Origin of the sequence: Pseudogemmobacter sp. W21_MBD1_M6, from assembly GCF_052119585.1 — a bacterium.
Classification (GTDB): domain Bacteria; phylum Pseudomonadota; class Alphaproteobacteria; order Rhodobacterales; family Rhodobacteraceae; genus JBGQOJ01.
The window spans coordinates 97418-123375 of the sequence record NZ_JBGQOJ010000008.1 but is presented as its reverse complement, the minus strand read 5'-3'; the positions used below and the strand labels follow the sequence as shown (position 1 = coordinate 123375).

General features: G+C 58.5%; 26 protein-coding genes and 3 pseudogenes. 21 read left to right on the top strand and 8 right to left on the bottom strand.

The annotated features are described in order from the left end of the window. Positions 1–5: 5 nt before the first annotated feature. Positions 6–419: pseudogene (locus ACEN2R_RS10745) on the bottom strand (transposase); the annotation flags it as partial. Positions 420–626: 207 nt separating this feature from the next. Between ACEN2R_RS10745 and ACEN2R_RS10740 the strand changes: the two are divergent. The 5 genes and pseudogenes from ACEN2R_RS10740 to ACEN2R_RS10720 form a co-directional block, all read left to right on the top strand. Continuing rightward, positions 627–893: pseudogene (locus tag ACEN2R_RS10740) on the top strand (helix-turn-helix domain-containing protein); the annotation flags it as partial. A gap of 147 nt (positions 894–1040) precedes the next feature. Beyond that, positions 1041–1631, top strand: a complete 591-nt coding sequence (locus ACEN2R_RS10735; protein ID WP_442042036.1) for a TetR/AcrR family transcriptional regulator — start codon at positions 1041–1043, stop codon at positions 1629–1631. Between the two features lie 47 nt (positions 1632–1678). Further along, complete coding sequence (locus tag ACEN2R_RS10730; RefSeq protein WP_442042034.1) at positions 1679–2923, top strand: iron-containing alcohol dehydrogenase; 1245 nt, start codon at positions 1679–1681, stop codon at positions 2921–2923. A gap of 13 nt (positions 2924–2936) precedes the next feature. Beyond that, positions 2937–3986 (top strand): NADP-dependent oxidoreductase, encoded by a 1050-nt coding sequence (locus tag ACEN2R_RS10725; RefSeq protein ID WP_442042081.1) that lies wholly within the window; start codon positions 2937–2939, stop codon positions 3984–3986. After that, entirely contained in the window at positions 3983–4660 is a 678-nt protein-coding gene (locus ACEN2R_RS10720) for a type 1 glutamine amidotransferase domain-containing protein (protein WP_442042032.1), read from the top strand. The genes ACEN2R_RS10725 and ACEN2R_RS10720 overlap by 4 nt, the downstream gene beginning before the upstream one ends. 654 nt (positions 4661–5314) lie before the next feature. Here ACEN2R_RS10720 and ACEN2R_RS10715 read toward each other — a convergent pair. Further along, the gene (locus ACEN2R_RS10715) at positions 5315–6325 is read right to left on the bottom strand and encodes a medium chain dehydrogenase/reductase family protein (RefSeq protein ID WP_442042030.1); all 1011 of its coding nucleotides are present in this window, start codon (positions 6323–6325) and stop codon (positions 5315–5317) included. A gap of 18 nt (positions 6326–6343) precedes the next feature. Then, positions 6344–6919, bottom strand: coding sequence for an alpha/beta fold hydrolase (locus ACEN2R_RS10710; protein WP_442042028.1), 576 nt, complete (start codon positions 6917–6919; stop codon positions 6344–6346). A 388-nt stretch (positions 6920–7307) separates the two neighbouring features. On the opposite strand from ACEN2R_RS10710, the gene ACEN2R_RS10705 reads away from it, so the two are divergent. The 8 genes from ACEN2R_RS10705 to ACEN2R_RS10670 all read left to right on the top strand — a co-directional run bounded on the left by ACEN2R_RS10705 (position 7308) and on the right by ACEN2R_RS10670 (position 15433). Continuing rightward, positions 7308–8657: a glutamine synthetase family protein gene (locus tag ACEN2R_RS10705; protein ID WP_442042026.1), complete on the top strand. Its 1350-nt coding sequence runs from the start codon at positions 7308–7310 to the stop codon at positions 8655–8657. Further along, positions 8657–9967 (top strand): NAD(P)/FAD-dependent oxidoreductase, encoded by a 1311-nt coding sequence (locus ACEN2R_RS10700; protein ID WP_442042024.1) that lies wholly within the window; start codon positions 8657–8659, stop codon positions 9965–9967. The genes ACEN2R_RS10705 and ACEN2R_RS10700 overlap by 1 nt, the downstream gene beginning before the upstream one ends. Before the next feature lie 166 nt (positions 9968–10133). Continuing rightward, positions 10134–10406, top strand: a complete 273-nt coding sequence (locus ACEN2R_RS10695) for a metal-sensing transcriptional repressor (protein WP_442042022.1) — start codon at positions 10134–10136, stop codon at positions 10404–10406. Positions 10407–10415: 9 nt separating this feature from the next. Next, on the top strand, positions 10416–11732 hold the full coding sequence (locus ACEN2R_RS10690; protein ID WP_442042020.1) for an MFS transporter: 1317 nt from the start codon (positions 10416–10418) through the stop codon (positions 11730–11732). A 134-nt stretch (positions 11733–11866) separates the two neighbouring features. Next, positions 11867–12805 carry a hypothetical protein gene (locus ACEN2R_RS10685; RefSeq protein ID WP_442042018.1) on the top strand — a complete coding sequence of 313 codons (939 nt, stop codon included), beginning with the start codon at positions 11867–11869 and terminating at the stop codon, positions 12803–12805. A 271-nt stretch (positions 12806–13076) separates the two neighbouring features. Next, entirely contained in the window at positions 13077–13328 is a 252-nt protein-coding gene (locus tag ACEN2R_RS10680; RefSeq protein ID WP_442042016.1) for a helix-turn-helix domain-containing protein, read from the top strand. Between the two features lie 20 nt (positions 13329–13348). Continuing rightward, positions 13349–14650 (top strand): type II toxin-antitoxin system HipA family toxin, encoded by a 1302-nt coding sequence (locus ACEN2R_RS10675; RefSeq protein WP_442042014.1) that lies wholly within the window; start codon positions 13349–13351, stop codon positions 14648–14650. A gap of 474 nt (positions 14651–15124) precedes the next feature. Beyond that, complete coding sequence (locus ACEN2R_RS10670; RefSeq protein ID WP_442042079.1) at positions 15125–15433, top strand: hypothetical protein; 309 nt, start codon at positions 15125–15127, stop codon at positions 15431–15433. Positions 15434–15586: 153 nt separating this feature from the next. Here the strand turns inward: ACEN2R_RS10670 and ACEN2R_RS10665 are convergent, their stop codons facing one another. The 4 genes from ACEN2R_RS10665 to ACEN2R_RS10650 form a co-directional block, all read right to left on the bottom strand. Continuing rightward, positions 15587–16234 carry a L,D-transpeptidase gene (locus ACEN2R_RS10665; RefSeq protein WP_442042012.1) on the bottom strand — a complete coding sequence of 216 codons (648 nt, stop codon included), beginning with the start codon at positions 16232–16234 and terminating at the stop codon, positions 15587–15589. 132 nt (positions 16235–16366) lie between these two features. Next, positions 16367–17539 carry an MFS transporter gene (locus ACEN2R_RS10660; RefSeq protein WP_442042010.1) on the bottom strand — a complete coding sequence of 391 codons (1173 nt, stop codon included), beginning with the start codon at positions 17537–17539 and terminating at the stop codon, positions 16367–16369. Between the two features lie 37 nt (positions 17540–17576). Beyond that, positions 17577–18641 carry a permease gene (locus ACEN2R_RS10655; RefSeq protein WP_442042008.1) on the bottom strand — a complete coding sequence of 355 codons (1065 nt, stop codon included), beginning with the start codon at positions 18639–18641 and terminating at the stop codon, positions 17577–17579. Between the two features lie 55 nt (positions 18642–18696). Next, positions 18697–19014 (bottom strand): ArsR/SmtB family transcription factor, encoded by a 318-nt coding sequence (locus ACEN2R_RS10650; protein WP_442042006.1) that lies wholly within the window; start codon positions 19012–19014, stop codon positions 18697–18699. Positions 19015–19551: 537 nt separating this feature from the next. Here ACEN2R_RS10650 and ACEN2R_RS10645 point away from each other — a divergent pair. From ACEN2R_RS10645 to ACEN2R_RS10625, 5 genes and pseudogenes are all read left to right on the top strand, one after another. Beyond that, a complete protein-coding gene (locus ACEN2R_RS10645) occupies positions 19552–19746 on the top strand; it encodes a hypothetical protein (RefSeq protein ID WP_442042004.1) in 195 nt (64 codons plus the stop codon). Beyond that, positions 19743–20105, top strand: coding sequence for a nucleoside-diphosphate sugar epimerase/dehydratase (locus ACEN2R_RS10640; protein ID WP_442042002.1), 363 nt, complete (start codon positions 19743–19745; stop codon positions 20103–20105). The genes ACEN2R_RS10645 and ACEN2R_RS10640 overlap by 4 nt, the downstream gene beginning before the upstream one ends. A 114-nt stretch (positions 20106–20219) precedes the next feature. Beyond that, positions 20220–20307: pseudogene (locus tag ACEN2R_RS10635) on the top strand (IS5/IS1182 family transposase); the annotation flags it as partial. A gap of 142 nt (positions 20308–20449) precedes the next feature. Further along, entirely contained in the window at positions 20450–20776 is a 327-nt protein-coding gene (locus tag ACEN2R_RS10630; RefSeq protein WP_442042000.1) for a hypothetical protein, read from the top strand. 38 nt (positions 20777–20814) lie between these two features. Continuing rightward, positions 20815–21384, top strand: coding sequence for a hypothetical protein (locus tag ACEN2R_RS10625; protein WP_442041998.1), 570 nt, complete (start codon positions 20815–20817; stop codon positions 21382–21384). A 12-nt stretch (positions 21385–21396) separates the two neighbouring features. On the opposite strand, the gene ACEN2R_RS10620 is transcribed toward ACEN2R_RS10625, so the two are convergent. After that, positions 21397–22053, bottom strand: a complete 657-nt coding sequence (locus ACEN2R_RS10620) for a TetR/AcrR family transcriptional regulator (RefSeq protein WP_442041996.1) — start codon at positions 22051–22053, stop codon at positions 21397–21399. 124 nt (positions 22054–22177) lie between these two features. Here ACEN2R_RS10620 and ACEN2R_RS10615 point away from each other — a divergent pair, with 124 nt between their 5' ends. Genes ACEN2R_RS10615 through ACEN2R_RS10605 form a run of 3 tightly spaced genes read left to right on the top strand, consistent with a single transcriptional unit; the run spans position 22178 to position 25915 of the window. Then, the gene (locus ACEN2R_RS10615) at positions 22178–23026 is read left to right on the top strand and encodes an FAD binding domain-containing protein (RefSeq protein WP_442041995.1); all 849 of its coding nucleotides are present in this window, start codon (positions 22178–22180) and stop codon (positions 23024–23026) included. Continuing rightward, positions 23019–23534, top strand: a complete 516-nt coding sequence (locus tag ACEN2R_RS10610) for a (2Fe-2S)-binding protein (protein WP_442041993.1) — start codon at positions 23019–23021, stop codon at positions 23532–23534. Before ACEN2R_RS10615 ends, ACEN2R_RS10610 begins: the two co-directional genes overlap by 8 nt. Continuing rightward, entirely contained in the window at positions 23531–25915 is a 2385-nt protein-coding gene (locus tag ACEN2R_RS10605; RefSeq protein ID WP_442041991.1) for a xanthine dehydrogenase family protein molybdopterin-binding subunit, read from the top strand. Before ACEN2R_RS10610 ends, ACEN2R_RS10605 begins: the two co-directional genes overlap by 4 nt. Positions 25916–25958 lie beyond the last annotated feature (43 nt).

Here is a 25958-nt window from a genome sequence, read left to right as displayed (position 1 = left end):
GTGGTGACGAGATGCACGATGCACGCCTGGGCTTGTAGACTCAAGGAAGGCCGCGTCAATGACCTTAGGGAAGCCTTTTAACCCATCTACGACCGCGATCAGAATGTCCTCCACACCCGGTTGCGCGGATTATTCATGACACTGAGCGAGCATTTTGCGCCCACGTTGTTTGCGATCCACAGATCCAGAACTTCCTGTTCATCTTCCAGAGTGACGCCCAAATTCACGCATGCGGCCTTGTTTTTGACCTGACGGCTTTCCGTGTCGCGAATTTTGGCCCGGAGAGCGTCAAGAAAAATGATCGGATACACCGGTTCCAGGGCGCGGTTCTGCCAGTCCGACCCCTCCTCCAGAACGGCATCAATGACACGGCTGATAAGATCGGCTGACACTTTCAGGCCGTAGACTTCCTCAAGGTGCGGTCAGAGCCATGTGCCGGATGCTGGCCGTTCATCCGAGCGGCTTTTACGCTTGGCTGGGGCAAAGGCCCGATAGCAAGTTAGAAAGCCCAATTGTAAAAGATGCGGGTTTCAGTAAGTCCCGGACAGTTCTGGGCGGTTTGACGGTTGGTCATTGCCAGCGATGTCGCGGCACTCTGTCGGTCTTGGAAGAGACCGGAGGGAAGCATGCCACGACGCAAGCAAGCGAGGCGAATGACCGTGCAAGACATACGAACGATTTTACGGCTGACGCATGAACAGGGTCTCTCGGTGCGAGAGATCGGGCTTCGGCTCAAACTGAGCAAGACGACGGTGGCGACCTACCTTTTACGGGCGCGAGAGGCCGGGCTGAACTGCTGGCCCCTGCCGGCTGGGCGCGACGATGACGCCACACTTGAGCGTGCCCTTTTCCAGCGGATGGGCCGTCCACCACAGGATATTCATGAACCCGACTTGGTCTCGGCTGGGCCAATCGGGCATCTCGGGGAATGAGTCGCTCTGCAAGCCATATTATTGCTAACTCATCCATCTGCCTCTGGCGTTGTAAAAAAATATGGCGCACCCCTAGACGACTGGTCTAATCCTGCTTAGGTACTCATCATGGACACACAAGCTAAAGATACACGCAGTCACATTTTATCCGTTGGGCGCAGCCTGACGGCGCGGCAGGGGTATTCTGGCGTGGGGCTCAATGAATTGTTGAAAGCGGCGGACGTGCCGAAAGGGTCGTTCTATCATTATTTCGCGTCCAAGGAGGCTTATGGTTGTGCGCTACTTGAAGACTTTGTAGCGCAATACCGCGTGAGTCTTGGCGAAACGTTGCTCGATCCAAAGATGGACGCGCGCGCGCGGCTGCTTGGTTATTTTGAGGGCTGGTTTCGAAAGCAAACTGGGCCAAACCTTCAAGACCGCTGCCTTGTGGTAAAGCTTTCTGCGGAGGTGGCCGACCTTTCTGTGGATATGAGCAAGATTTTGCAGCGCGGAGTAGCTGACATCATCGCAAGCCTGACTAAAACGATTGAGCAGGGCATCGCCGAGGGTTCGATTGCCCCAATCCAAGACCCAAATACCGTCGCGCAATCGATCTATCACCAGTGGTTGGGGGCCAGTCTTGTTGCTGGGCTGACGCAGGACAGTGCGCCCTTGGAAGCGGCTTTGAAATCGACTGCTATCGCTGTCCCAGCCGCATGATCTAATTTTTTGACCCACGTCTAGCCGACCGGTCTAATTTCGCGACGATGCGCGATATTATCGGCGCTCAGGCACATATATCTCGCAGCAACACTGATGTTCGCCTGCCTAATTTTATCAAAGGAAACCACGCTATGAACAATTTCGATTTGCGCAACCCGACCCATATTCTTTTCGGGAAGGGCCGCATCGCGGACCTTGATGCCCAAATTCCCGCGCAAGCAAAGGTTCTGCTAATTTATGGTGGTGGTAGTGCTGAACGGACCGGCGTTCTGGCGCAGGTTCGTAAGGCGCTTGGCAATCGCACGGTGGTTGAATTCGGTGGAATCGAGCCGAACCCCCGCTTTGCCACTGCGATCAAAGCTGTGGATGTGATCGCCGAAAATGGCCTCACCTTTCTGTTGGCTGTCGGGGGTGGTTCCGTCATTGATGCGACCAAATTCATCGCGGCGGCTGCCAGGCACGACGGCGATGCGTGGGAAATTCTGACATCAATGGGCAGTGTTGTGAAAACGGCGATGCCATTTGGCTCGGTACTGACGTTACCAGCAACAGGGTCCGAGATGAACCCAGCTTCCGTCATAACGCACGCCGAAAAGGGCGCAAAACTGCCCTTTATGAGCGCACATTGCTATCCGGTTTTCTCGGTTCTTGATCCAGAGCTCACCTATACGCTCCCCCCGCGCCAGATCGCGAACGGTGTGGCCGATGCGTTCGTGCATATCATCGAGCAATATCTGACATCCCCCGTCGCAGCCTATGTTCAGGACGGCTTTGCCGAAACGCTTCTGCGCACGCTGATCGAGCTCGGTCCAAAGGCGCTGGAGGCACCCAATGATTACGATATTCGTGCCAACCTGATGTGGACAGCAACGCTTGCTTTGAACGGGCTTATCGGCGCGGGCGTCCCGCAAGATTGGGCAAGTCATATGATCGGGCATGAAATAACCGCATTAAACGACACTGATCATGCGCGCACATTGGCGGTTGTTCTGCCCGCTTTGATGCAAGATCAACGTGGCCCCAAACGCGAGAAGCTGCTGCAATATGCGGCTAACGTTTGGAACATTCATGAAGGTGACGATGACACGCGTATTGATGCCGCCATTGATGCGACCCGCAGTTTTTTCCACACGATGGGGATCGACACCCGTCTTGGTGACTACGGTCTTGGCGCGCCCGATATCGACCTGATTGTGGCGGCTCTGGAAAGCCACCGCATGACCGCGCTTGGTGAAACCCAAGCCATTACACCTGAAGTCGCGCGCCGTATTCTTGAAGCAGCGCTATAAGAGGGCTGAGTTTATGACACAGACAACAACAACCAATCGACAGCTTATTCTGGCGATGCGCCCAAAGGGCGAACCGACCAAAGACACGCTAAATCTCAATGAAACCGCGATCCCGACCGCTGGTGCAGATCAGATGCTGTTGCGCACTGAATATCTTTCGCTCGACCCTTATATGCGAGGTCGGATGAGCGATGCGCCATCGTATGCCGCACCTGTCGAGATTGGCGGCGTGATGGTTGGTGGCACAGTGGCGCAGGTCGTCACGTCCAATGTCGACGGGTTTGCCGCAGGTGATTTTGTGCTAAGCTTTAATGGATGGCAGGACTATGCCGTATCGGATGGCACAGGTGTGACCAACCTTGGTCAAACTCCGGATCATCCGTCGTGGGCGCTCGGTATTCTCGGGATGCCCGGCTTTACAGCATGGGCTGGATTGACACAGATCGGTGCGCCAAAGGCAGGTGAAACGATTGTTGTCGCCGCGGCGACAGGCCCTGTCGGTGCGACTGTTGGTCAAATCGGCAAACTTTTGGGCTGTCGCGTCGTAGGCATCGCAGGTGGACCTGACAAATGCGCCTATGCGGTTAACGGGTTGGGCTTTGATGCCTGCATTGATCATAAGGCGGATGACTTTGCAGATCAGTTGGGCAAAGCGACCCCTGATGGCATCGATATCTATTTTGAGAATGTTGGCGGCAAGGTGCTGGATGCTGTTATCCCGTTGCTGAACCCCAATGCACGCATGCCAGTTTGCGGGTTGGTCTCGCAATATAACGCGACGGAACTGCCCAGTGGACCTGATCGGATGAATTGGTTGATGGGCCAGATTCTACGCAAAAAGATCAAGGTGCAGGGCTTTATTATTTTTGACGATTTCGGACACCTCTATTCTGAATTCGCCAAGGAAATGTCCGCGTGGATCGCCGCGGGAAAAATCAAATACCGCGAAGAGATCATCGACGGTTTGGAAAACGCACCAGAGGCCTTTGTTGGGCTTCTGAAAGGCGAAAACTTCGGCAAGCGGGTGATCCGCGTTGGCCACAAACGAAAGATAAAAACATGAAAATTCTTATGGTTCTCACATCGCACGACGAAATGGGCGACACAGGAAACAAAACCGGCTTCTGGCTGGAAGAGTTCGCAGCCCCCTATTACGTCTTCAAAGACGCAGGCGCAGACATCACAATCGCATCGCCAAAAGGCGGTCAGCCCCCCATTGATCCTTCCAGTGATGACGATAGTGCGCAGACTGATGACACGCGTCGCTTCAAGGCTGATACTGAGGCGCAAAAGCATCTTGCCACAACGCTCAAACTTTCGGATGTAACCGAAAGCGGCTTTGACGCAATCTTCTACCCCGGTGGCCACGGCCCGCTTTGGGATCTTGCCGAAGATGTCGATAGCAAGCGCCTGATCGAAGCCTTTGCCGCAGCAGACCTTCCCGTTGGCGCCGTTTGTCACGCACCAGCTGTGTTCCGTCATACTCTTGGCACAGATGGCAAACCGTTGGTTTCGGGGCGCCGCGTGACTGGCTTTACCAACACCGAAGAAGATGCGGTTGGCCTGACGAACATCGTGCCATTCTTGGTGGAGGATATGTTGAAAGCCAATGGCGGCACCTATGAAAAAGGCGCTGATTGGGCAAGCTTTGTACTGCGCGATGGCAAGCTTGTAACAGGACAAAATCCTGCGTCCTCGGCTGCAGCGGCACAGGAAATTCTGGCCCTGCTGGGATAAAGCCTTACACCAGATACTAAAGCTGCGGCGCAAATTTTGCGTCGCAGCTTACCTTTACGTGTCACCGGCAAGCGTATTTGGCTTTCCTCTGAAGACCCTGCACGCGTTCAGACTGATCGATATAGGCGTGTCAGAAGTGGCTCGGTTGATCTGAACAGGTTCGGGGCGTTTCCAAAGTGGTTTTCCGCATCGCCAACGCCCCTACCGCTCCGGGTTATCGGCAGGTTGAAGTAAGCCTGATCGGGGCCACGAACCATCCTGATCGTGACCGCGCTGGTCACGCTTGTGCTTATGATCGCACTGGACCTCCTCTTCGTACGGCCAGGACGGTCAGCATCCTGAGTTCACCTGTCGGGCGACACGTCGGCCGCCCGACGCTTTTGACACACCGGTCGCCCGGTGCGACCGACGGCACGGGGATCAATGCCATGACCGGCAGGACAAGACTCGACCGGACGCTGGGCCTTTGCGGACCGCTTGCTGCGGCAATGCTCCTCGCAGCTGATCTTGCGGGAATATTAGCGACCCCCGGATATTCCCCTATGGCACAGGCCATCAGCGGGCTGATGATATGGCATTGGGGTCGGTAGACCGGACCTCTCGCGCTTTATCGCAAGGGGACGCAGGCACGTCGCACAGGCACTGCGCCCTGTCTCAGACCTCCCCGACTCTCAGCACCAGTTTGCCGGGCACGGTGCCGGCTTCGACCTGTTTATGGGCCTCCCGCACCTCTGTCAGAGGCAGAACCTTGGCAATGATCGGAGCAATTTTCCCCTCTTCCAGCATTTTGAAGAGCATGGCGAGATCTGCGCGGAACCACTCGGGATGCCGCCGTCGCATGGCGCCGATCGAGTAGAAAGCGGTGGCATGTCCATTCGGCAGCCAGTCCCAGAGCTTAAGCTTGATGAAATCAATCGGTATAGACCCGCCGCGGCCCAGCACCTCGTTCTGAAAACCATAGGCCACCAACATCCCCCCCGGCTTCAGCGCATGAAGCGAGCGTGACAGGCTTTCGCCTCCCAGCGGGTCAAACACCACATCGACCCCGCCGCCTGTCGCTGCCAGCAGCCTGTCCTCGGCGGCATCTGCATCGACAGGAGTCGCTCCGAGGCTGCGGATCAGATCGTGCTTGGTCGCCACATCGGTGCCAAAGGCGGTTATCTCTGCCGCGCGCGCAAGCTGCAGCATCGCGGTCCCGACGGCGCCGCCTGCGCCATGGATCAGAAGACTCTGGCCTGCCTGCATCTTCGCAACCCGGTGCAGCATCTGATATGGCGTGACCGCTGACAGGATCATACCAAGCGCGTCAACCTCCGACACGCCTTGTGGCACGGGCGTCAGACTGTCCTCGGGTGCGCAGATGTATTCTGCATAGGCACCGATGGTCGTCAGGTCGGCAACCCGATCACCGGGCCGGACCCTTGATACGCCGGGGCCGACTGCATCGACCACGCCCACCATATCGTAACCAGGTGTGAAGGGCGGCGTGTCCTTCACATCCGGATACATCCCCTTGCGGATCATGATGTCTGTAAACGCCGCGCTGGTGACAAGAACGCGCACCCGCACCTCGCCTTCCTTTGGTTCAGGCAGATCTGCCACAGTTTCAAGATTCAGCTCTTCGGGCCCACCAAAGGCGTTCAATCTGACACGGGTGTAGGGCATCGGGTTCTCCTCGAATGATCAGGGACGCGCAGTCCGCATGATGAAATCCGCGATCTGCCGCGTTAGGTCGGGATCACGGCCCAGCCAGATGTGACCGCCGTCAGGATGGACCACAAGACGCGCACCGGGGATGCGTCCGGCCAGCAGTCGCGCTGTTGCGGCAGTGCCGAAAAGATCATCCTCGCAGGACAGGATCAGCGTCGGCACGATCAGCGCCAGATGTGAACAGCGGTCGGGATGGCGCAGGCCGAATTCGGCCGCCGTGAGCGCCCCCGCCGAGCCCCCCACCACCGCGATCCGCGCGAGGCCGAGATGGTCGAGTAACTCCACAAGCACATCCGCCTGATGCGCAGGCGATGCATGCTCGGGAAAAGCGCTGCGCAGATAGCCAAAGCGCGACGGGGCGACAATCTGGAACCCTGCATCACGCAACCCACAGAGCATCGCCACAAAAAGCCGGTACAGGAAATCCCGGATGCCGGATCGGCCAGAGTGGAGAAACACCACCAAAAAGGCCGCGATCGCCGGTGACCAGGTTGCAAGGCAGAAGACTGGATGTGACCCGCTGATCTCGCCAAAGGTAGCGGCTGCCATGTCCGGGAGAAAAATATAGGTTCCGATCAGTGCCCAGGTGATCAGAAAAGTGAGGACGAAAAAAAAAGGCGGCCAGCGCCGATGAGGGTATTCTGCTTGCCTGTGTCGAACGCTCTTCGATTGACATCGGAAATCCCCAATTGATCGGACCAATCCAAGGGAAATCATCTCGCATCAGTGGCGCGACGTCGCTGACGAGAATCAACGCGTCATTTTCTTTCGCAGGCCACGATCTTCCGGCTTACATGGGGGGCAACACGGCGTTCACCAATATTTGTTTCATTTCACCTTACGGCATATTATCCTTGTGCTATCAGCGTACCGCTGCGCCCTCTGTGCGCCGGGTGTCGAACCAATGCGGATCGCCCCGCGGAAGGATTTTCTGGAAATGACGACGAGTAACATCAGAAAATGGCTGCAAGAGCGGCCTGAAATTGAATCCGTGTTCGCTTGCGTATGTGATCTTAACGGCGCGATGCGGGGCAAGCGTTTGCCGATCGAAAAGGCCAAGGAAATCATGGACGGCGGGCTACGCATGCCGCTTTCGGTGCTGAGCGTCGATGTCTGGGGCGAAGACATCGAAAACAACGAACTGGTGTTCGAGACCGGGGATGCTGACGGGATCTGTGATTACACCGGGCGACCGATCGTTCTGGTCAACTGGACCAGTAGGCCTTCAGCGCTTGTGATGTTCTGGATGGGAACAGAAGATGGCAAGCCGTTTCCCGGTGATCCCCGGCATGCGCTGTCCAACATCGTTGATCGTTACAAGGCGCTGGGTTTGACGCCGGTTGTGGCAACTGAACTGGAGTTCTACATTTGCGACCCGAGTGAGGCGCAGCCCCAACCCCCATGTTCCCCGGTTACTGGCAAGCGGCTGGATTCTGACGGGGCACTGTCGCTGGATGAATTGCAGCATTTCGATGCTTTCCTGAATGATGTCTATGACGCCTGTCACGAACAGGGCATTCCGGCCGATGCTGCTATTTCCGAAAACGGCGCCGGTCAGTTTGAAATTAACATGGTCCATGTCGCGGACCCGCTACAGGCTGCCGATGACGCTGTGCTGTTCAAACGATTGGTGCGCGGCATCGCGCGCAAACATGGGCTGGCTGCAACTTTTATGGCCAAGCCATATGGCGACAGATCAGGCAGCGGCTTTCACGTCCACTTCAGCCTTGTTGATGAAAACGGCGTCAACCTGTTTGACAATGGCGGCGATGACGGGACGCCATTGATGCTGAATGCCGTGGCGGGCCTGCTGGAAACGATGCAGGAAAACACCCTGACATTCGCCCCTCATCAGAACTCCTATCGACGCTTGTTGCCGGGTGCGCATGCGCCCACCAGTGTTGCTTGGGGCTATGAGAACCGCACCGCCGCAATCCGCATTCCGGGTGGCAGCCACAAGGCCCGCCGGATTGAACACCGCGTGGCGGGCGCCGATGCCAACCCCTATCTGGTTCTGGGCAGCATTCTGGGCGGCGCCTTGGTCGGGATCGAAGGCAGGATGGAACCTGCCGCTCCCATCGTCGGCGACGCCTATAGCCAAAAGCTTGACCACCTTCCCCTTGACTGGGCCACCGCGATTCAGGCGTTCCGCACAGGGAAGAACGTGCAGAACGTGTTTTCCAAACGGCTGCAAACCATGCTTGTCGAGTGCAAGATGCAGGAACTGAAGCGGTTCTCGCGCTATGTCACTGATTTTGAATACGACAGCTATCTGGAGACCGTGTAATGGCCATCGAAACCTTTGCGAGAAATGGCCAGACCGAACACACAACCAGCTATTATGCCGCAAGTGCCAATCCCTCGCCGGAACGTGCCGCGCTAAAAGGCGATCAACAGGTTGATATCTGCATCGTCGGCGCAGGATACAGCGGGCTGTCAACGGGGCTTCATCTGGCCGAAAAAGGCTATAGTGTCGCCATCCTCGAAGGGGCGCGCGTTGGTTGGGGGGCGTCTGGGCGCAATGGCGGGCAGATCGTCAACGGGCTGAACGCCAGCCTGCAGACGATCAAGAAACGATACGGCCAGGATACCGCGAATTTTGTCGCTGGTCTGGTGCAGGAAGGCGGCGAGATCATCCGCGAGCGGGTCAAGACGTATAACATCCTGTGCGACCTGAAACCCGGCAATATCTTCACCGGACTCACCTCTGCGCATATGAAGGAACTAGAGGCACGGCGGGCACTTTGGGCCAGTTACGGCATCAACAACCAGGAAATGCTGGATAAGGCACAACTGCGCGAGCATGTCGGATCGGACCTTTATGAAGGCGGCATGATCGACCACACTGGCGGTCATATGCACCCGTTGAACTTGTGTCTGGGAGAGGCAGCCGCGTTCGAGAAACTGGGCGGCGTGATCTACGAACAATCCCCTGTAATTGATTGCGATACCGATACTGCCAAACCTGTGGTGAAAACCGTCGGCGGCACGATGACCTGCAGCACATTGGTGCTGTGCGGGAATGCCTATCTGGGCCATGTCGTGCCGGCTTTGACGGACCGGGTCATGCCGGTTTCAACGCAGATGATGGCGACGGAACCCTTGGGCGATACCCGCGCAAACGACCTGCTGCCAACTGACAAATGCGTCGAGGATGTGCGTTATATTCTGGATTACTTTCGCCTGACGGCTGACAAGCGGCTGATCTTTGGCGGCGGCACGGTCTATGGCGGCACCGACCCCAGAGATGTAGAGGCCAAGCTGCGCCCGGCGATGGAAAAGGTCTACCCAGGCCTGAAAGGCGTCAAGGTCGACTTCGCCTGGAGCGGGAATTTCGCCCTGTCGTTCAGTCGGGTTCCGCAGTTGGGGCGCTTGGGCGCCAACACCTACTTCTCGCATGGCTATTCCGGCCATGGCGTCACTGGATCCCACACCTTTGGCAAGATTCTTGCCCAAGCCATCGACGGGGACAAAACCCGCTTTGACGTGTTTGCAAAGGTGCCCTGGTATCCCTTTCCTGGCGGTCGGATATTCCGCGTGCCGTATTCGATGGTCGGCTCGTGGTACTATGCGCTACGCGACCGCTTGGGTGTGTAGTCGGATGGACCCCAGAGACATGAAGGGGATCATCTTCATGCCGCTGACTTCCTGGATTTAGCTCTTATCCCCCTCGGTAACTGCGTGGGCATAGGTCGTGGTAGCGAAGCCGAGTGACGCCAGCAGGACCATTGCCATATCCCCCCGGGGGGGTTATGATTTGTCTATGTCAGAACATCACATTCATGCAACTCACACCGAGATCGCAAAGCGGCTGAAACGTGCCAATGGCCACCTTCTCAGCGTAATTGCGATGATTGAAGACGGCAAATCATGCAACGATATTGCCCAGCAGCTTCACGCGGTGGAAAAAGCCATTGTGCAGGCCAAACGCACTTTGATCCATGACCATATTGATCATTGCCTTGATAAGGCATTCACCGACTCAGGCGACATATCTGCAGTGGAGGAATTCAAGGCAATCACCAAGTATCTTTGAGGGACCACCATGTTTTCCGTCCTTGCAGACCGCACCTATCGCCACCTGTTTCTGGCCCAAGTCGTCGCCCTGCTTGGCACCGGGCTTGCCACCATCGCGCTGGGGCTTTTGGCCTATGATCTGTCAGGCGAACGGGCTGGTTTGGTTCTGGGTACGGTTTTCACGATCAAGATGATTGCGTATGTCGGCATCGCCCCCATTGCGGGGGCTTTCGCCAGTCGCTGGCCACGGCGTGGGATGCTGGTCAGCCTTGATCTGATCCGTGCCGCAGTGGCGCTTTGCCTGCCCTTCGTCAGCGAGGTTTGGCAGGTCTATATCCTGATCTTCGTGCTTCAATCCGCCTCTGCCGCCTTCACCCCGACCTTTCAGGCAACCATTCCTGACATCCTGCCAGAGGAAGACCGCTACACACGCGCCTTGTCACTCTCGCGACTGGCCTACGACCTTGAGAACATCATCAGCCCGATACTGGCCGCAGTCTTGCTCACCCTTGTCAGCTATCACGCGCTGTTTCTCGGCACAGTCATCGGGTTCGTTGGCTCGGCCTTTCTGGTGGTGTCTGTTCCACTGCCCAGCCCGCAACCAACGGCCCCGAGGGGCATCTATGACCGCACAACACGGGGTATGCGGATCTACCTCGCAACGCCTCGCCTGCGCGGGCTTTTGTCTCTCAATATTGCCGCAGCGGCAGCCGGTGCGATGGTTTTGGTGAATACGGTGGTATTGGTGCGGTCCGATCTGGGCCTTGGCGACGCGCAGGTCGCCCTTGCCTTGGGGGCATTTGGCGGTGGGTCCATGTTGGCGGCCCTCCTGTTGCCCCGTTTGCTGGACAACCGTCCAGACCGCCCCATGATGATTGGCGGGGCAGCGGTGCTGGTCACATCGCTGCTGGGCCTGTCTTTCATGTCGCTGGTTTATGGCATCGAATGGGTTTCGCTTCTTGCGGGCTGGCTCGTCATCGGGGTCGGGTATTCGGTCGTGCTGACCCCATCGGGGCGGTTGCTAAAACGATCCGCGCATGCCGAAGACCGACCTGCCGTCTATGCAGCCCAGTTCGCACTTTCACATGCCTGCTGGCTTGTCACCTATCCACTGGCAGGGTGGCTGATGACTATTGCTGGGCCAACGATTGCGTTTGCCCTGCTTTCATTGCTGGCCGCTGCCGGGATGGTGGGCGGCGTCATTCTTTGGACGCAAGACGATAATGGGACGATTGAACATACCCATCATGACCTCCCAGAAGATCACCCTCATGTTCAAAATGGCCGATCACATAGCCACCCGATCATCATTGATGACTATCACCCGCACTGCCCACGAGCATAACTGCCGAAAGTGGCCGCAAACCTTAGCCTATACCGACATTCAGTCGAGCATCAAACAGCCGCATTACTCAGCCATCAGTGATCCCAAATGCAAAGCCTTGATCACCTTCGGACTGGGTGCAGAGCGCGATCCCGATGATCGTCTTGCTGTCCATCTGGGCATTTGAGAAATTGCCAGTAATCAACGTAAATAAAAGAATGGAAAAAGTATCTGCTACCCGGCGAACAGCCCGGGCCACTAAATCCACTCGTTTTGAAACACTTGATGCTATTCAAGGCGTCACTGTCGTCTTGGCGATGCTAGACCACGTCAAGGTGCAGTTCGTAACCGATGTGCATGTTCTGGTTCCTTTGACGCGCCTATCAACACCAGGTTTTGTAATTCTCTTTGGTGCTATGATCGAGATCGCGTACCTGTCGAAGTTGCGGGCTGGGCGAACCATTCGTTCGGTAAGAGAACGAATGGCGTCTCGACTTATCACTTGCTGGGCACTCGCTGCCCTACTGTCCTTGGCCGCGCTTGCGTCAGGCAGTCTGGACTTTGATTCAGCATGGCGCGCAACTTTGGGATTGGGGCTGGGTCGGTTCAACGAAATCCTTTTGATCTATGCCGCACTTTTTGCGATATTGATCGCCGTCCTGCCTCTTATCGCGCGATATGGCTCGGTGCCAATTCTTGCTGTTGCGCTTCTGGGGTGGCTCTTACAGCCCGCCTTCACCGCTGCGTTTCCTGATCCACCTCAACTGATGAATTACATTCTGGGCGTGGGGACTGGATATGGCCCAGCACTTCTCCCGGCGATGACTTTTCTTGGATTTGGCTTTGCGTTGGGAGAAGCATTGACTGGTCGGCGGGGGTATAATTTGGTCGTGCTGATAGCTCTGCTAGCGATTGTGATTTGCGTATCAGAACTTTCGCATGGCGTGCTGGAATCTGGCCGCAGGTTCCTGGCGAACCGCTGGACCAACCACCCCGGGTATTATGCGGTTGGGATACTCGGTTTTATTGGTATTTCAGCCTGCCTTGTCGGGGCAAAGCACATTCCTCTTCTGGAACCGGCCACAAATCTTTGAACAGGCGTTACAGGGCGAGAACGCCGCCTTTGTCGGTGGGGGCGTGACGGCCATTTGCTAGCCCAAGCGCAAAACCGTCACCAAAAAGGATGACGAAAGCCCTCAAACTGATACCCGAAAATCGCTCCCTGACGGCACCGTATTTCAGGGACACAGCTTTCATTTATACGTCATAGCGTATAAATTTAGCATATACGCTGCGCCGTATAAAAACTAGCTATACGCTACAGCGCATATTTACAACTTATACGCCATAGCGTATATTAAAAATATGAATGACCTTGCCCGTACACAGAAACAAATCGGAACCATCATCCAGCGCGCACGAAAAAAGCGTGGCTGGACGCAGATGAATTTGGCCGAACGCGCAGGACTGCGCCAAGGGACGATCTCCCTGATCGAAACCGGAGCCACGCCCGCAAAGATGGATTCCATCCTTGCCGTGCTGGCCGCCCTCGACCTCGAATTCACAATCGGATCGCGCTCAAAGGGGACGGCATCTGACATAGAGGAGTTGTTCTGATGGGACGGCGTCCAAGCTATGTGCCGCTGCGTGTCTATCTTAACAACCGGCGTGTCGGAACGCTCAGCCGGGAGACCAGCGGCGCGATCAGCTTCACCTACCATCAAAACTGGCTAGACTGGAGCAATGCGCTACCGGTTTCCCTTTCCCTTCCCTTGCGCGAGACACCCTATCGCGGTGAACCCGTGATCGCGGTTTTTGAAAACCTGCTGCCAGACTCCGACGCACTTAGGCGGCGCGTCGCCGAGAAAGTCGGCGCGCGCGGCATTGATGCATACAGCCTGCTATCTATCATCGGCAGAGATTGCGTCGGCGCACTGCAATTCATGGCTGGTGACGATGAAGAGATCGACAGCACAGGCACGATCAAAGGAGAGATTGTCGATGAGACCACCATCGAGAAAATCCTGAAAGGATTGAGCCAGGCTCCGCTAGGCCTGACCCGCGACGACGATTTCAGGATTTCGGTGGCAGGCGCACAGGAAAAGACGGCGCTGCTTTGGCATGACGGAAACTGGCTTAGGCCACACGGCGCGACGCCAACGACGCATCTGTTCAAAAAGCAACTCGGCAGGTTGCCGGACGGCATCGACCTTTCAGACAGTGTCGAAAATGAATTCTATTGCTTGAAATTGGCCAAGGCCTTTGGCTTGCCGGTCAATGATGCACGCATCCAGACCTTCGGGGAAACCAAGGCGCTGGTCATTGAACGCTTCGACCGCCGCTGGACGAAGGACGGTCGGTTGATCAGACTGCCGCAAGAGGATTGCTGCCAAGCCCTCTCGGTCCCGCCGACCCTCAAATATCAAAGCGATGGTGGTCCAGGCGTTGTCGATATCCTTGGCTTTTTGACCGGCAGCGACTCGCCGACAGAAGATCAGGACATGTTCTTCAAAGCCCAGATCATTTTCTGGCTGATGGGCGCGACAGACGGCCACGCCAAGAATTTCAGCGTGTTTATCAGTCCCGGTGGTTCATACCGCCTGACGCCACTCTATGACATTCTCTCAGCGCAACCGAGCCTGATCGCGCGTCAGATTGAGCGAAAACAGATGAAGCTCGCCATGTCGGTCGGTGATCAGCGGCACTACCGGATTGATCAGGTTCATGGTCGGCATTTTGTTCAGTCCGGGATGCGCGCCGGGCTTTCGAAAACCCGTGCGACCCGTCTGATAGAGGATGTCGCTGCGCGGGCCGAAGATGCCGTTGAGGCCGTCGCTGCGGCATTGCCGCCGAACTTCCCTGCTGCAATCCATGATACCGTGCGCGAGGCCATTCTTGCCCGTACCAGAGGCTTGACGCTCAACAATGCGCAAAATTGATGCCCCAGAATTCAAAGAACGCCAGAAGTTGTTGCGGGACTGACGCGGCATAGCTGCACGGCGACGTAAGGGCGAATACCGCGATCGCGCGACGAATGGACAATGAGAGAACTTCGAAATGTAGGGCAGACAGTTTACGCCGCATCCGTGGTGTTGGTGATGGGCCAACCGCGTTGCAGGTGCACAAGGGTTTCACCGGGGCGATTCATGTGACAGCCGGCAAGGACGACCAGCGCGCTTTTCCATGCAATTATGGCGTGGATGACCTGACTTTTGCCCTCTGGGACCGGCGCTTCGATGCCTCCGCCCAGTCTGGCTGATGTTGACTTATTCGCCTATGGCCGTACTGTCGAAATTGCTAACGGGTCCAAGACCTTGACCCGCCGCGCACACATTCACCAAGGCAACGCAGATCAAGGTCTTCGCAAGCTATTCGGGAAACTGACCGTGCTATATCGTACAAAATCATATGGGATGCGAGCGTCGGCGTCTTGCCGGACGGTAATCGTCGCCCTGGCCACCCTCCTCGCACTCGGGGCCTGCACCGTCTCAAGTGACCGTGCCGCCGACCAACCACCGGGTTTCATCAAGGAATTGCCGGAACAGGTGGTGGCGCTTGCGGCGCCCTATCAGGACATCAAGACCGTGCGCCTGATGCCCGAAGACGGATGCTATTGGTACCAACACATCGGGCCGGTCGAGACGACGATGCTGCCGCTGCGCACACTGGGCGGCAATCCGATCTGCACCGCAGCGGCGGTCGCGGCGCAGACGTCCGGCTAAAGGACTTCATAGCACGGCGGCAAGCAAACTGTCACCAATGGGACAGGATCGCACCCGGCGTTTCCGCCTCGGGCGTTCCCTATTGCGCTGGAATACCGTTCCGCCCGCAGGTCTGTCATGCGATGGCAATTGGGGCCGCTCCACCCCTCAGCTTTAAGCGGTGATGGCATCTTCGGCCGGATATAGAAACGCGGTTACGCCGGTTTCCACCCGATCATACAGATCATTGATATGCGGCATCGCCATTCGCACGCAACCAGAACTGGCGCGACCGCCGATGGATTGCGGGTAAGGCGTGCCGTGGATCCGCAAATAGGTATCGCGGTTGCCCACATACAGATAAAGGGCGCGCGACCCAAGTGCATTTCCCGGTCCCGGATCCATACCGTCGGCCCATTGCTCATACATTTCCGGGTCTCGCCGGATCATGGCCGGCGTCGGCGTCCAGCTTGGCCATTTCACCTTGCGGCGGATCGTGTAGGTTCCCGGCTCGTACAACCCGCCCCGCGCGACGGCCACTCCGTAACGCATGGCTGTGCCGCCCTCCTCGATATGGTAGAGATAGCGGGCAACAGCATCCACATGAATATCGCCAGGTGCAAGCCCGGCCCGCGCCTCGACACGAACAGGCAGAAAACGCGAATGCAGGCCCCATGGGTTCGTCGTGGCGAGATCATAGTCCGGCGGCGTCACCTGCGCGTCCCACGCGCTCCATTGATCGCGGCCAGCAAAGGCCGCACCACCTATTGATGCCGGAAACAACGCGGTTGCCGTCTGGATGAAATGGCGGCGGGTCAACATCGGCAATGGTCCTTCGGCGATCTATTTATTCTTCTATCTATCTGTCTGTGGCTTGCGCAACAGATCTAATGTTCCAATCGGACGGGAACATGCCTGCAATGTCCAGTCAAGTGTGCGTGAAAATCTGAACCGTCACGACCGCCGTAGGATGAAAAGCGCGCCCATGGCCGCCAACCCAACCCCGGCCGTCAACCAGACTGCGGACACGCCCCACGCCGTCAGGGCGGCGCCAAAGATCAACGGTGCCGCCGCCTGCACGATGCGGGCCGGGGCATTTAGCCAGCCAAGGCGCTGCCCGTAGCCCGCCGCCCCGAACAGGGCAAGTGGCAGCGTTCCTTTGGCGATGGTCAGGATACCGTTGCCCGCCCCATGCAAGACCGCAAAAACGTAGGCGGCAGGACCGCCGAACGTCACCAAAGCCACAGCGGCGACCGGATGGGCCGCAGCCGCAAGCCGGGTCGACGCCAGCGGGTGGAACCGGCGCAGAAGACCGAATTCCAGCACCCGCGCGGCCACTTGTGCCGGCCCGATCAGGGCGCCGGCGGCAATGGCCACGGCGGCGCTGGCACCGGCCTCCTGCAACAGACCCGGCAGATGGGCGGCCATGGCGGTAGAGTTGAACCAGGTCGCGGCAAAGACAAAGGCCAGCAGCGCAAGCGCCAGACGCGACGGCGGGGGGCCAGCCTCGGGCGGGGTGGCAGCGGGGGCTATCGCCTCGGTGCCTTTTGGCAGGCATGCGTTCAGCGGCAGGGCGAGGCACAGATGGATCAGCGCCCAGCCAAGGCAGGCTTCGCGCCAACCCCAGGTCGCCAGCATCAGCCCGGACAGGGGCCAGCCGACGGTGCTCGCAAACCCGGCGATCAGCGTGATGCCGGTGATCGGTCCCCGCGCGTCCTTTCCGTAGATCCCCGTCAGAGTGGCAAACCCCGCCTCGTAGAGACCGATCCCCATCCCGAGGCCGATAACCGCCCAGCCTGCGAACAGCATCAGCGGCGACGGCGCCGTGGCCAGCAGCGTAAGGCCGGTCGCAAAGACGAGATTGGACAGCATCAGCACACCCCGGCCACCAAATCCGTCGATCCGCGCCCCGGCCCACGGGCCGACCAGCGCCGAAACCACCATCGCCATGGAAAACGCCCCAAAGACCCAAACCGGGGGCAGACCGAAACTTTCCGCCATCGGCACAGCCAGAACGGCGGGGATGTAATAGCTCGAGGCCCAACTCACCGTGAGGGAGCTGCCAAGGGCGGCGACGATCACGCCGCGCCGCGCCGGTGAAATTCCTGGCGAACGCTTTGGGATCATGAAGATATCGCGGAAAAGTGCGGCCCGCCGGATCGCCTCATGCCACTGTCCACAACTGGAACAAAAGACCTGCGGCAAAGGCACCTGTCAGCGACAGCCCGATATAGAGCGCAAACACCTGCGGTTTGGCCAGCGCCCAGACCGCCATCGCGGCCGGCACCGAGGTGACGCCCCCCGCGACAAGGAACGCCATGCCTGCGCCCGGCGCCATGCCCTGCTCGATCAGCCCCCCGACCAACGGCAGTGCGGCATAGCCATTGAGATAGGCCGGGACACCCACCAGCGTCGCGGTCACGATGGGCATGATACCCTCGCCGCCAAGTGCCGCCGTCACGGTCTCCGCCGGAATCCAAGCCAGCATCAGGCTTTCAAGAATGAACGCCAGCGTCAGCCACTTGGCAAGGAACAGCGTCGTGGAAAGGGCCATCTTTCCGAACGTCGCCCGGCGCTCGCGCTCCTGCCAAAAGCGCCAGACGACAGGCTTGGGCGCGCGCACCCTTGCCCCGCCGCAACCGCCATTGCCGATACCGTCGCGCAGTGGGTTTGCCAACGCGCCGCCACGCGACAGGGCCTGCACGACAAGCCCGCCGAAGACGCCCAGCCCGATGGCCGCGATGGTCTTGGCCACCGCGAATTCAAGATCCAGCACACCCATGGTCAATACGAACATCGACGGGTCCATGATCGGCGAGGCCAGCCAGAAGGCCATGACGGCCGACAGCGGCACGCCCATGGCCAGCAAGGCCGCAATCAGCGGGATCACCCCGCAGGAACAAAAGGGCGAGACGCCGCCCGCCATCGCGCCCAAACCGATCATCAGGATCGGTGCCCCGGTGAAGGCGCGGGCGATCAGGTTGTCGGCCCCGGTCGCGCCAGCCCATGCGGCGATTGCAATCGACAGGATCAAAAAGGGCGCCGTGGTCAGAAGTGCGCGCCCGGCGAATTGTGCGCTTGCCCCCGCCTGCCCCGGATCGAACACCGCGAGCGCCGCGAGGATCAGCACCGAGGCGATCCATACCCGCTGGTCCTGCCAAAGATGCCGCAGGGTGGGTCGACGTCCAGACGGGGAAGAGCCAGCCGGGGAAGAGGCTGTATCAGTCATACCTAAATCTCCGGGTTTTTAGTTGTGTCAGGATAAGAAAAATCTCTCGAAGGCGTCATGCGGCATCCTCCGCCGGCTGCACCGCTACGCCGGAACAGCATTCCGACGTCAGGAAGCCCAGCACCCGGTGCATCGCCGGAAAATCGACCCGGTTGAATACTTCGCGCCCTTGCTTGTGCTGTAGAACAAGCCCTGCATCGACGAGCGTGGACAGGTGGTGCGCGAGCGTCGAGGGCGCGAGGCCCAGATGCTCGCCAATATCACTGATCCTGAGGCCCGCATCCCCCGCTCTGACCAGAAGGCGAAAGATTGACAGGCGGACATCATGGCCAAGGGCGGCAAGCGCGCGGGCGTTGGGGCTGGTTGTTGTCATATCGTGAAAATAACTACATTTCTAGTTTTGTAAATGATTCGAGTTGGCCTGACAGTTCGTTTGCTTCACGGACGCCTTTCGATCCGCTTTCCCCGTCGGATCGACCCAAGACTGCCGCCAAAGCAGCGTCCGCAGCAGTTGTGATGACCGCACCCTTGCAGCGGGTCGATCATGACCGCGCGCGGATGAGGACAGCAGATTGGCAGAGCCGTCTGGCAGGGAGGTTGCGCAGGCCCCCACCCTGTTGGACCAGATTGATGCGCGTCTGAAGCCGATCTACAGGCAATGGCGATGCAGGTGTGATCCGCCAATGTATTTGGACCGAGCTGATTGAAAGCGACTGACTTGGCGGTATTTCGCGCCGGGACATGCCTCTTGGAACCCTGCACTGTCAGTGCCCCAGGATGCATGTGTCGCAAACGACACTCCATCTGGCCGAAAATATTATCACTTTGACAGTGGTGGGGATATGGCCGGTACAGCCACAAGTATCATTGGTGCACTACAGACATTTTTAGCTATTGATTGGTTAAGTCTATGTTTTCAGTCCTGTTGACCCTCTCGCGCCCCCCAAAACGGGCTGTATTTCTGACGGCCGATACGCTTCTCGCACCCCTCAGCCTCTACGCTGCCTTCGCCCTTCGGTTCGGGACCAGTGTGCCGCTGCCGTTGATTGATCAGTCCTGGGCGCTTTTGCCGGTGATGGCCAGCCTTGGGGCCGCGCCCCCGTGATCATCTATGGGGCGGGCTCTGCCGGGATCCAGCTTGCCTCGGCACTGAAGCAATCAAGCGAGGCGAAGGTCGTCGCCTTTGTCGATGACAACAGCCATTTGCACGGGTTGATGATTGCCGGTCTGCCCGTATACTCCCCCAAAATCCTGACCGCCCTGATTGCAAAGAAATCCGTGCGGCGCATTCTTTTCGCCCTGCCCTCGGCCTCGATGGAACGGCAGTCAGAACTGGAAGTCGCCCTGATGCTGCGCGATCTGGGCACTGCAATTGCGGGCAATGATCCCACCCTGATCCGCAAGCTCGTCACAAAATGGGTCGATGGCTACCACCAACCCGAACGCGAGGCAGAGATCGCCTGAGCGGAAGGAACGAAGATCATCGAGATTCCGCGCTGACAAGTGTGGCATGAATATCATGTCGCACTGTTAGCTGGCTTTACTGATCCAGATATGTTCGATCATCGCGCCCGTTCAGGTCGGAAGCCCCGCTCAAAACCCGTCAAATATGACAAGCGCCGCTATAACCGTCGCCCTCGCAGCCACAGTGATGTTCTGGCTTTGATGAACAATAAGTATGGAGCCCAAATAAATAGCGCGGATGCGGAAAAAAGTTTATAGAGGTGGTCTTCACTGTGGCGCCCGACTGGGCGCTGATAATTTTACGGCTTCTCAATTGAAATTGCGCGCGGGAAAGAGGACGGCCTGTGAAAAGTTTTGACAACATTACACGCATCCAGGTGCTGCGTGACTTGCTTGAACAAATGGAACAAGATCTTGGTCTGTCAGATCTGACACCATCCCAGAGAGATCTGTATTTTGCCGCATGGATGGGCTCGAATGCCGACGGCGTGGTCACAAGCACCGCGATGAAAAGCCACCCCGGCCTTTCCCAAATGCCGGTGGCGACATTTCACCGCTGCCTGAAGGCCCTGGTGGACATGAAGTTCCTAAGCCGCCCCAATGGAAGCAAGGCGAAAAACTTCATCGTGAACGAGTCTCCGGGTAAGTCAGGCAACAGACAATCGAAGTGATTACTTGCCCATCTGGCAAATTGCGCTACGCGTAGATAATGAGAACAAATCAACCCAGCGGCGAATTGGCGATTCAGTTCATCGCTGTGTCGGCGTGTTATGTCGTCGCCTACATGGTGACAATATCGCTAACCCCCTTTGTCGAGGTCAGATTCGGACCAGAAGCCACCAGCGCGGCAAGCCTTCTGTTTTTACCGCATGGCGTAAGGGTTCTGTCGGCGTGGCTGCTGGGTTGGCGATCTATCCCGCTGTTGATACCGGCAACATATTTAACGCATTACAATTACTACGGCAGTGCGGCGTTCACGGTCCCGAACATTGTGGCCGCCTCGTTTGGCGTAACATGCGCAGTCTTCAGTTTTTGGTTCCTGAGCAGGATCGGCTGGGACTTTCGCCCGAATGATATCAAAAAAGCCAATTGGACAGATGTCGCATTTGCGGGTTGCTTTGCATCCGTTCTGAATTCGATCGGGCAGAACTACGTTTATGACACCCCATTAATGATGACAGCGGCCTTTTTCGTCGGCGACATTGCCGGAATGTTCGGGACAATGCTGGCGTTGATGATGGCATTTCGCTGGTACAGGCTGTTCAAAGGGATCCAATAGGCCCTCCTTTTGTCAGACCGGCGCGGCGTCTATCCCGTAGTATTGCAAGAATCTGTCGACCGACGTGCGGATGGTCTGATCCGTCTCGCCGGTATAGGGCATCTGGTACACAAACCGGCGAATCCCGATGTAGACGATCCCCCCGTGCAGGTTCCAGATGTCCTCCATCACCGGTTGACGCGCTGATTTCGCCTCGAACCGGATCTCTTCCAGCAGGGGTTCCAGCAACAATGTGCTGACATGTTCCAGATAGCGGCGGTTCAATTCGGCCCCCGCCAGCCCGGAAAACATGAAAATCCGCATCCATTCATAACTGAAAATCGCGCCCGAATATTCGCGGTAGAACGTCACGATCCGGTCATGGATACTGCGGTTCCGGTCCGTGATCAGTGCGGCCCAATCGGGCGAGATCCGGTCCAGATAAACGCTGTGATACACCGCCTCGATCAGGTCGGTTTTTGTATTGAAGTAGTTGAAAATAAGCGATTGTGTCACGCCAAGCCGCTTGGATAACTCGCGCGTGTTCCCCTCCAGCCCGACCTCTGAAAAATACGCGGTTGCACCCGACACGATCATTGCGCGCCGCTCGTCGGGCGACAGGCGCTTTCGGTCACTGGGGATCGTCTCTTGCTGGTTCATCGTTCTTATGTGCCGGAATCTGCGGGTCAAGAAAACCTTTTTTCTTGGCCCCCGTCACCGGATCGAGATTGGCCTTGCTTTTTCGAATCCGACAATAGATCATTTGCTCAATAAGAAAGTGCGCCCGTCATAGACGGTCTGGGAGGAGTGCGCCATGAAAGCCGAAGCAGCCGGATATATTCGGGCGACCGACCTTTCGCATGCGATTTCATTGCTTGCAGGCGCAAAGGGCGAGGCGCGGCTTTTGGCGGGGGGGCAAAGCCTTGTCGCCTCGATGAACCTGCGTCTTGCCGGCGAGACATCCCTGATCGACATCAACGGCCTGTCAGAGCTGACAGGCATATCCGAACACAATGCGGTGCTTCGGATCGGGGCGCTGACGCGTCACCGTGACCTTGCAACATCCGGCCTTGTGAAACGCCACGCCCCTGCCCTGTCGCAGGCCGCGCCCCTGATCGCCCATGCCGCAATCCGCACCCGCGGCACGATCGGCGGGTCGCTTGCCTATTGCGATCCGGCGGCGGAATTGCCCGCCTGCATGTTGGCGCTGGATGCCACGATTGTCGTTCAGGGCCCAAGCGGCGAGCGGCGCGTCAGGGCCGGGGATTTCTTTGTCGATCTGTTCACCACCGATCTGGCCGAGGACGAGATGATCACCGCCGTCGAGATGCCCGTAGCCCACCCCGACGCGCGTCAGGTCACGCTGGAACTGGCGCGGCGGTCGGGGGATTACGCAATCGTCGGAATTGTGCTGACCCGTCAGGGGCGCGCGGTGCGCATCGCCTATTTCGGCGTCGGGTCCACCGCCGTTCTGGCGCACGCGGCCATGCGCGCCCTGACCGAAGGCAAGGATGTGGATGCGGCCTGCGCTGCATTGACCGACGATCTGGACCCCCCCGGCGATATGCACGCCAGCGCCGCCGTCAGACTGCATCTGGCACAGGTGCTGTTGCGCCGCGCCTATCTGGCCACCGCACCCTCAGGAGATGCCCGCAATGACTGACGCCAACGCGCCCTTCCCCCGCAAGATCGACATTTCCCTGACCGTCAACGGCGAGCGTGTCGAGGCCCGTGTCGATGCCTCGCGTCATCTGGTGGATTTCCTGCGGCTTGATCTGGGCCTGACGGGCAGCCATGCGGGATGCGAGCACGGCGTGTGCGGCGCATGCACCTTGCAGGTGAACGGCGATATCGTGCGGGGATGCCTGACGCTGGCCGCGCAACTGGATGGTGCGGATGTCTGGACCGTCGAGGGGCTGACCGACACCGGCGCTCTTGCCGATCTTCAGGCGGAATTCGTGACGCGCAACGCCCTGCAATGCGGGTTTTGCACGCCGGGGATGCTGTTCTCTGCCGCCGATCTTCTGGCCGGGCACGCGCACCCCACGCGCGACGAGATCCGCGAACATATTTCCGGCAACTACTGCCGCTGCACCGGATACGAGGCCATCGTGGACGCCATTGAAACCGTAGCGACGGCGCGCGCGGCCAAGGCGGGGGTTCCGGCATGACGATCAATTTCGGCAACCCCGACCGCCCCAACAGCTATATCGGGCGCACCGTTCCCCGCCCGAATGCGCGCCGTCTGGTCGAAGGGCGCGGGCGCTATGTCGATGACATCACCCTGCCCCGCATGCTGCACGTCGCCTTTGTGCGCAGCCCGCATGCCCATGCCAAAATCGACGCAATCGACATTGCCGCCGCGCAAGCCGCCCCCGGTGTCCGGCGCGTGTTCACCGGCGCGGACATCGCCGCGCATTGCACCCCTTGGGTCGCGGTTCTGGCGCATCTGAAGGGGCTGAAATCCGCGCCCCAACATGCGGTGGCCACCGACCGCGTCACCTGGACCGGAGAGGCGGTTGTTGCCGTGGTCGCCGACAGCCGCGCTGCGGCAGAGGACGGCGCGGCGCTGGTCGAGGTAGACTATACCCCCCTGCCCGTGGTCACCGATATGCGGACCGCGCTTGATCCCGCGACACCCGTGATCCACCCCGATCTTGGCGACAACCTGACCTTTCACCGCCTGCACGAAAAGGGCGAGGTCGATGCCGTTTTCGCCAGCGCCCACACCGTCATCGCGGCGTCGTTCAAGACCGGTCGGCACACCGGCGTCACGCTGGAACCGCGCTCTATTCTGGCGGATTACAATCCGGCGGAAACCCAGTTGACCGTCTATCATTCCACGCAGGCGCCGCACATGATGCAAAGTGTCATCGCACAGCATCTGGACCTGCCCGAAGGGCGCGTGCGGGTCATCTGCGGCGATGTCGGCGGGTCCTACGGGATCAAGGTGCACGTCTATCCCGATGAAATGGCGACCGTCGCAATTTCCAAGGTCATGGGGCGGCCTGTCAAATTCATCGCCGACCGCATGGAAAGTTTCGCCACCGATATTCACGCCCGCGACCACGAGATCGACGCCCGAATTGCTGTCGATGAAACGGGGCGCATCCTTGCGATGGATATCGACGACTGGACCGCCATCGGCCCCTATTCCGTCTATCCCCGCACATCGGCCATCGAGGGCAATCAGGTGGTCAACCTGTGCGGCGGGCCCTATGATTTCCAGACATATCGCGCGCAGACAACTGTGGTGATGCAGAACAAGGCACCGACCTGTCAGTATCGCGCGGTCGGCCATCCTATTGCCGTTGCCATCACCGAAGGCCTTGTCGATTTCGCCGCAGAGGCACTGGGCCTTGATCCGGTCGAGATCCGCCGCCGCAATCTGGTGCCCGACGACGCCTATCCCTATACCTCTGCCGCCAACATGCGGTTCGAGGGGCTGTCCCACCACGCCTCGATGGATAAATTGATGGCGCTGATGGACTATGACGGCCTGCGTGCGGAACAAGCCATGCTGCGGGAAAAGGGCATCCATCGCGGGATCGGCATCGCCAGTTTCATCGAACTGACCAACCCCAGTCCGTTCATGTATGGCATCGGCGGCGCCCGTATTTCCGCACAAGACGGCTGCACCGTCCGCATGGACCCCGACGGCAGCATCGTCGCGATGTCGGGCGTCACGGAACAGGGTCAGGGCACCGAGGCCATGCTAAGCCAGATCGTGGCCGAGGCTGTCGGCGTTGACGTTGCAAAGGTGAAAATCGTCACCGGCGACACGCAGACCACGCCGTATGGCGGCGGCACATGGGCCTCTCGCGGGGCGGGGATCGGGGGCGAGGCGGCCTTGCAGGCAGGGCTTGCGCTAAAGGAAAGCATTCTGACGATTGCCGGCTCGATGCTGCAATGCCCGCCGGACAGCCTTGAGATCATCGACGGGCAGATCAGGGATCGCAAAAACGGCGAGGCCCGGATGCCGCTGGAGGAGCTTGGCCGCATCGTTTATTTCCGCGGTGATACATTGCCAAAGGATCTGCCGCGCGAACTGGTGCAAACCCGCCATTTCATCACCTCCGATTATCCGTTCGCCTTCACCAACGGGGTGCAGGCCAGCTATCTGGAGGTCGACACAGAGACGGGGTTTGTCAAACTTCTGAAGCATTGGTGCGTCGAGGACTGCGGCCGCGTCATCAACCCGCAACTGGTCGACGAACAGATCCGCGGCGGGATCGTGCAGGGGATAGGCGGCGCGCTGTATGAAGAGTGCCTTTACGACAGCGAAGGCCAACTGCTGAACGCCAATATGGCCGACTATCTTGTGCCGATGGCCGCCGAGATGCCCGACATGGTGATCGGGCATGTGGAAACACCGACAAGGGAATCCCTTTTGGGTGCAAAGGGCGCAGGCGAGGCTGGCACAGCCGGTTCGCCCGCTGCCGTGATGAACGCGATCAACGACGCGATCCGCCCGCTGGGAGGGCGGGTGACATCCATGCCGTTTACCCCGGGCCGTATTCTGGCCGCGATGGGGGTCGTTACCGAAAGCTGAAGACACGTTAAAATATCCCGGAAGGGATACAAATGGGAGGATA

Excerpts from the sequence above, each read along its gene's own strand:
- ACEN2R_RS10735 (WP_442042036.1), top strand. The coding sequence starts at position 1,041 with ATGGACACACAAGCTAAAGATACACGCAGTCACATTTTATCCGTTGGG.
- ACEN2R_RS10730 (WP_442042034.1), top strand. The coding sequence starts at position 1,679 with ATGCGCGATATTATCGGCGCTCAGGCACATATATCTCGCAGCAACACT.
- ACEN2R_RS10725 (WP_442042081.1), top strand. The coding sequence starts at position 2,937 with ATGACACAGACAACAACAACCAATCGACAGCTTATTCTGGCGATGCGC.
- ACEN2R_RS10720 (WP_442042032.1), top strand. The coding sequence starts at position 3,983 with ATGAAAATTCTTATGGTTCTCACATCGCACGACGAAATGGGCGACACA.
- ACEN2R_RS10715 (WP_442042030.1), bottom strand. The coding sequence starts at position 6,325 with ATGCCCTACACCCGTGTCAGATTGAACGCCTTTGGTGGGCCCGAAGAG.
- ACEN2R_RS10710 (WP_442042028.1), bottom strand. The coding sequence starts at position 6,919 with ATGGCAGCCGCTACCTTTGGCGAGATCAGCGGGTCACATCCAGTCTTC.
- ACEN2R_RS10705 (WP_442042026.1), top strand. The coding sequence starts at position 7,308 with ATGACGACGAGTAACATCAGAAAATGGCTGCAAGAGCGGCCTGAAATT.
- ACEN2R_RS10700 (WP_442042024.1), top strand. The coding sequence starts at position 8,657 with ATGGCCATCGAAACCTTTGCGAGAAATGGCCAGACCGAACACACAACC.
- ACEN2R_RS10695 (WP_442042022.1), top strand. The coding sequence starts at position 10,134 with ATGTCAGAACATCACATTCATGCAACTCACACCGAGATCGCAAAGCGG.
- ACEN2R_RS10690 (WP_442042020.1), top strand. The coding sequence starts at position 10,416 with ATGTTTTCCGTCCTTGCAGACCGCACCTATCGCCACCTGTTTCTGGCC.
- ACEN2R_RS10685 (WP_442042018.1), top strand. The coding sequence starts at position 11,867 with ATGATCGTCTTGCTGTCCATCTGGGCATTTGAGAAATTGCCAGTAATC.
- ACEN2R_RS10680 (WP_442042016.1), top strand. The coding sequence starts at position 13,077 with ATGAATGACCTTGCCCGTACACAGAAACAAATCGGAACCATCATCCAG.
- ACEN2R_RS10670 (WP_442042079.1), top strand. The coding sequence starts at position 15,125 with ATGCGAGCGTCGGCGTCTTGCCGGACGGTAATCGTCGCCCTGGCCACC.
- ACEN2R_RS10665 (WP_442042012.1), bottom strand. The coding sequence starts at position 16,234 with ATGTTGACCCGCCGCCATTTCATCCAGACGGCAACCGCGTTGTTTCCG.
- ACEN2R_RS10660 (WP_442042010.1), bottom strand. The coding sequence starts at position 17,539 with ATGATCCCAAAGCGTTCGCCAGGAATTTCACCGGCGCGGCGCGGCGTG.
- ACEN2R_RS10655 (WP_442042008.1), bottom strand. The coding sequence starts at position 18,641 with ATGACTGATACAGCCTCTTCCCCGGCTGGCTCTTCCCCGTCTGGACGT.
- ACEN2R_RS10650 (WP_442042006.1), bottom strand. The coding sequence starts at position 19,014 with ATGACAACAACCAGCCCCAACGCCCGCGCGCTTGCCGCCCTTGGCCAT.
- ACEN2R_RS10645 (WP_442042004.1), top strand. The coding sequence starts at position 19,552 with ATGTTTTCAGTCCTGTTGACCCTCTCGCGCCCCCCAAAACGGGCTGTA.
- ACEN2R_RS10625 (WP_442041998.1), top strand. The coding sequence starts at position 20,815 with ATGAGAACAAATCAACCCAGCGGCGAATTGGCGATTCAGTTCATCGCT.
- ACEN2R_RS10615 (WP_442041995.1), top strand. The coding sequence starts at position 22,178 with ATGAAAGCCGAAGCAGCCGGATATATTCGGGCGACCGACCTTTCGCAT.
- ACEN2R_RS10610 (WP_442041993.1), top strand. The coding sequence starts at position 23,019 with ATGACTGACGCCAACGCGCCCTTCCCCCGCAAGATCGACATTTCCCTG.
- ACEN2R_RS10605 (WP_442041991.1), top strand. The coding sequence starts at position 23,531 with ATGACGATCAATTTCGGCAACCCCGACCGCCCCAACAGCTATATCGGG.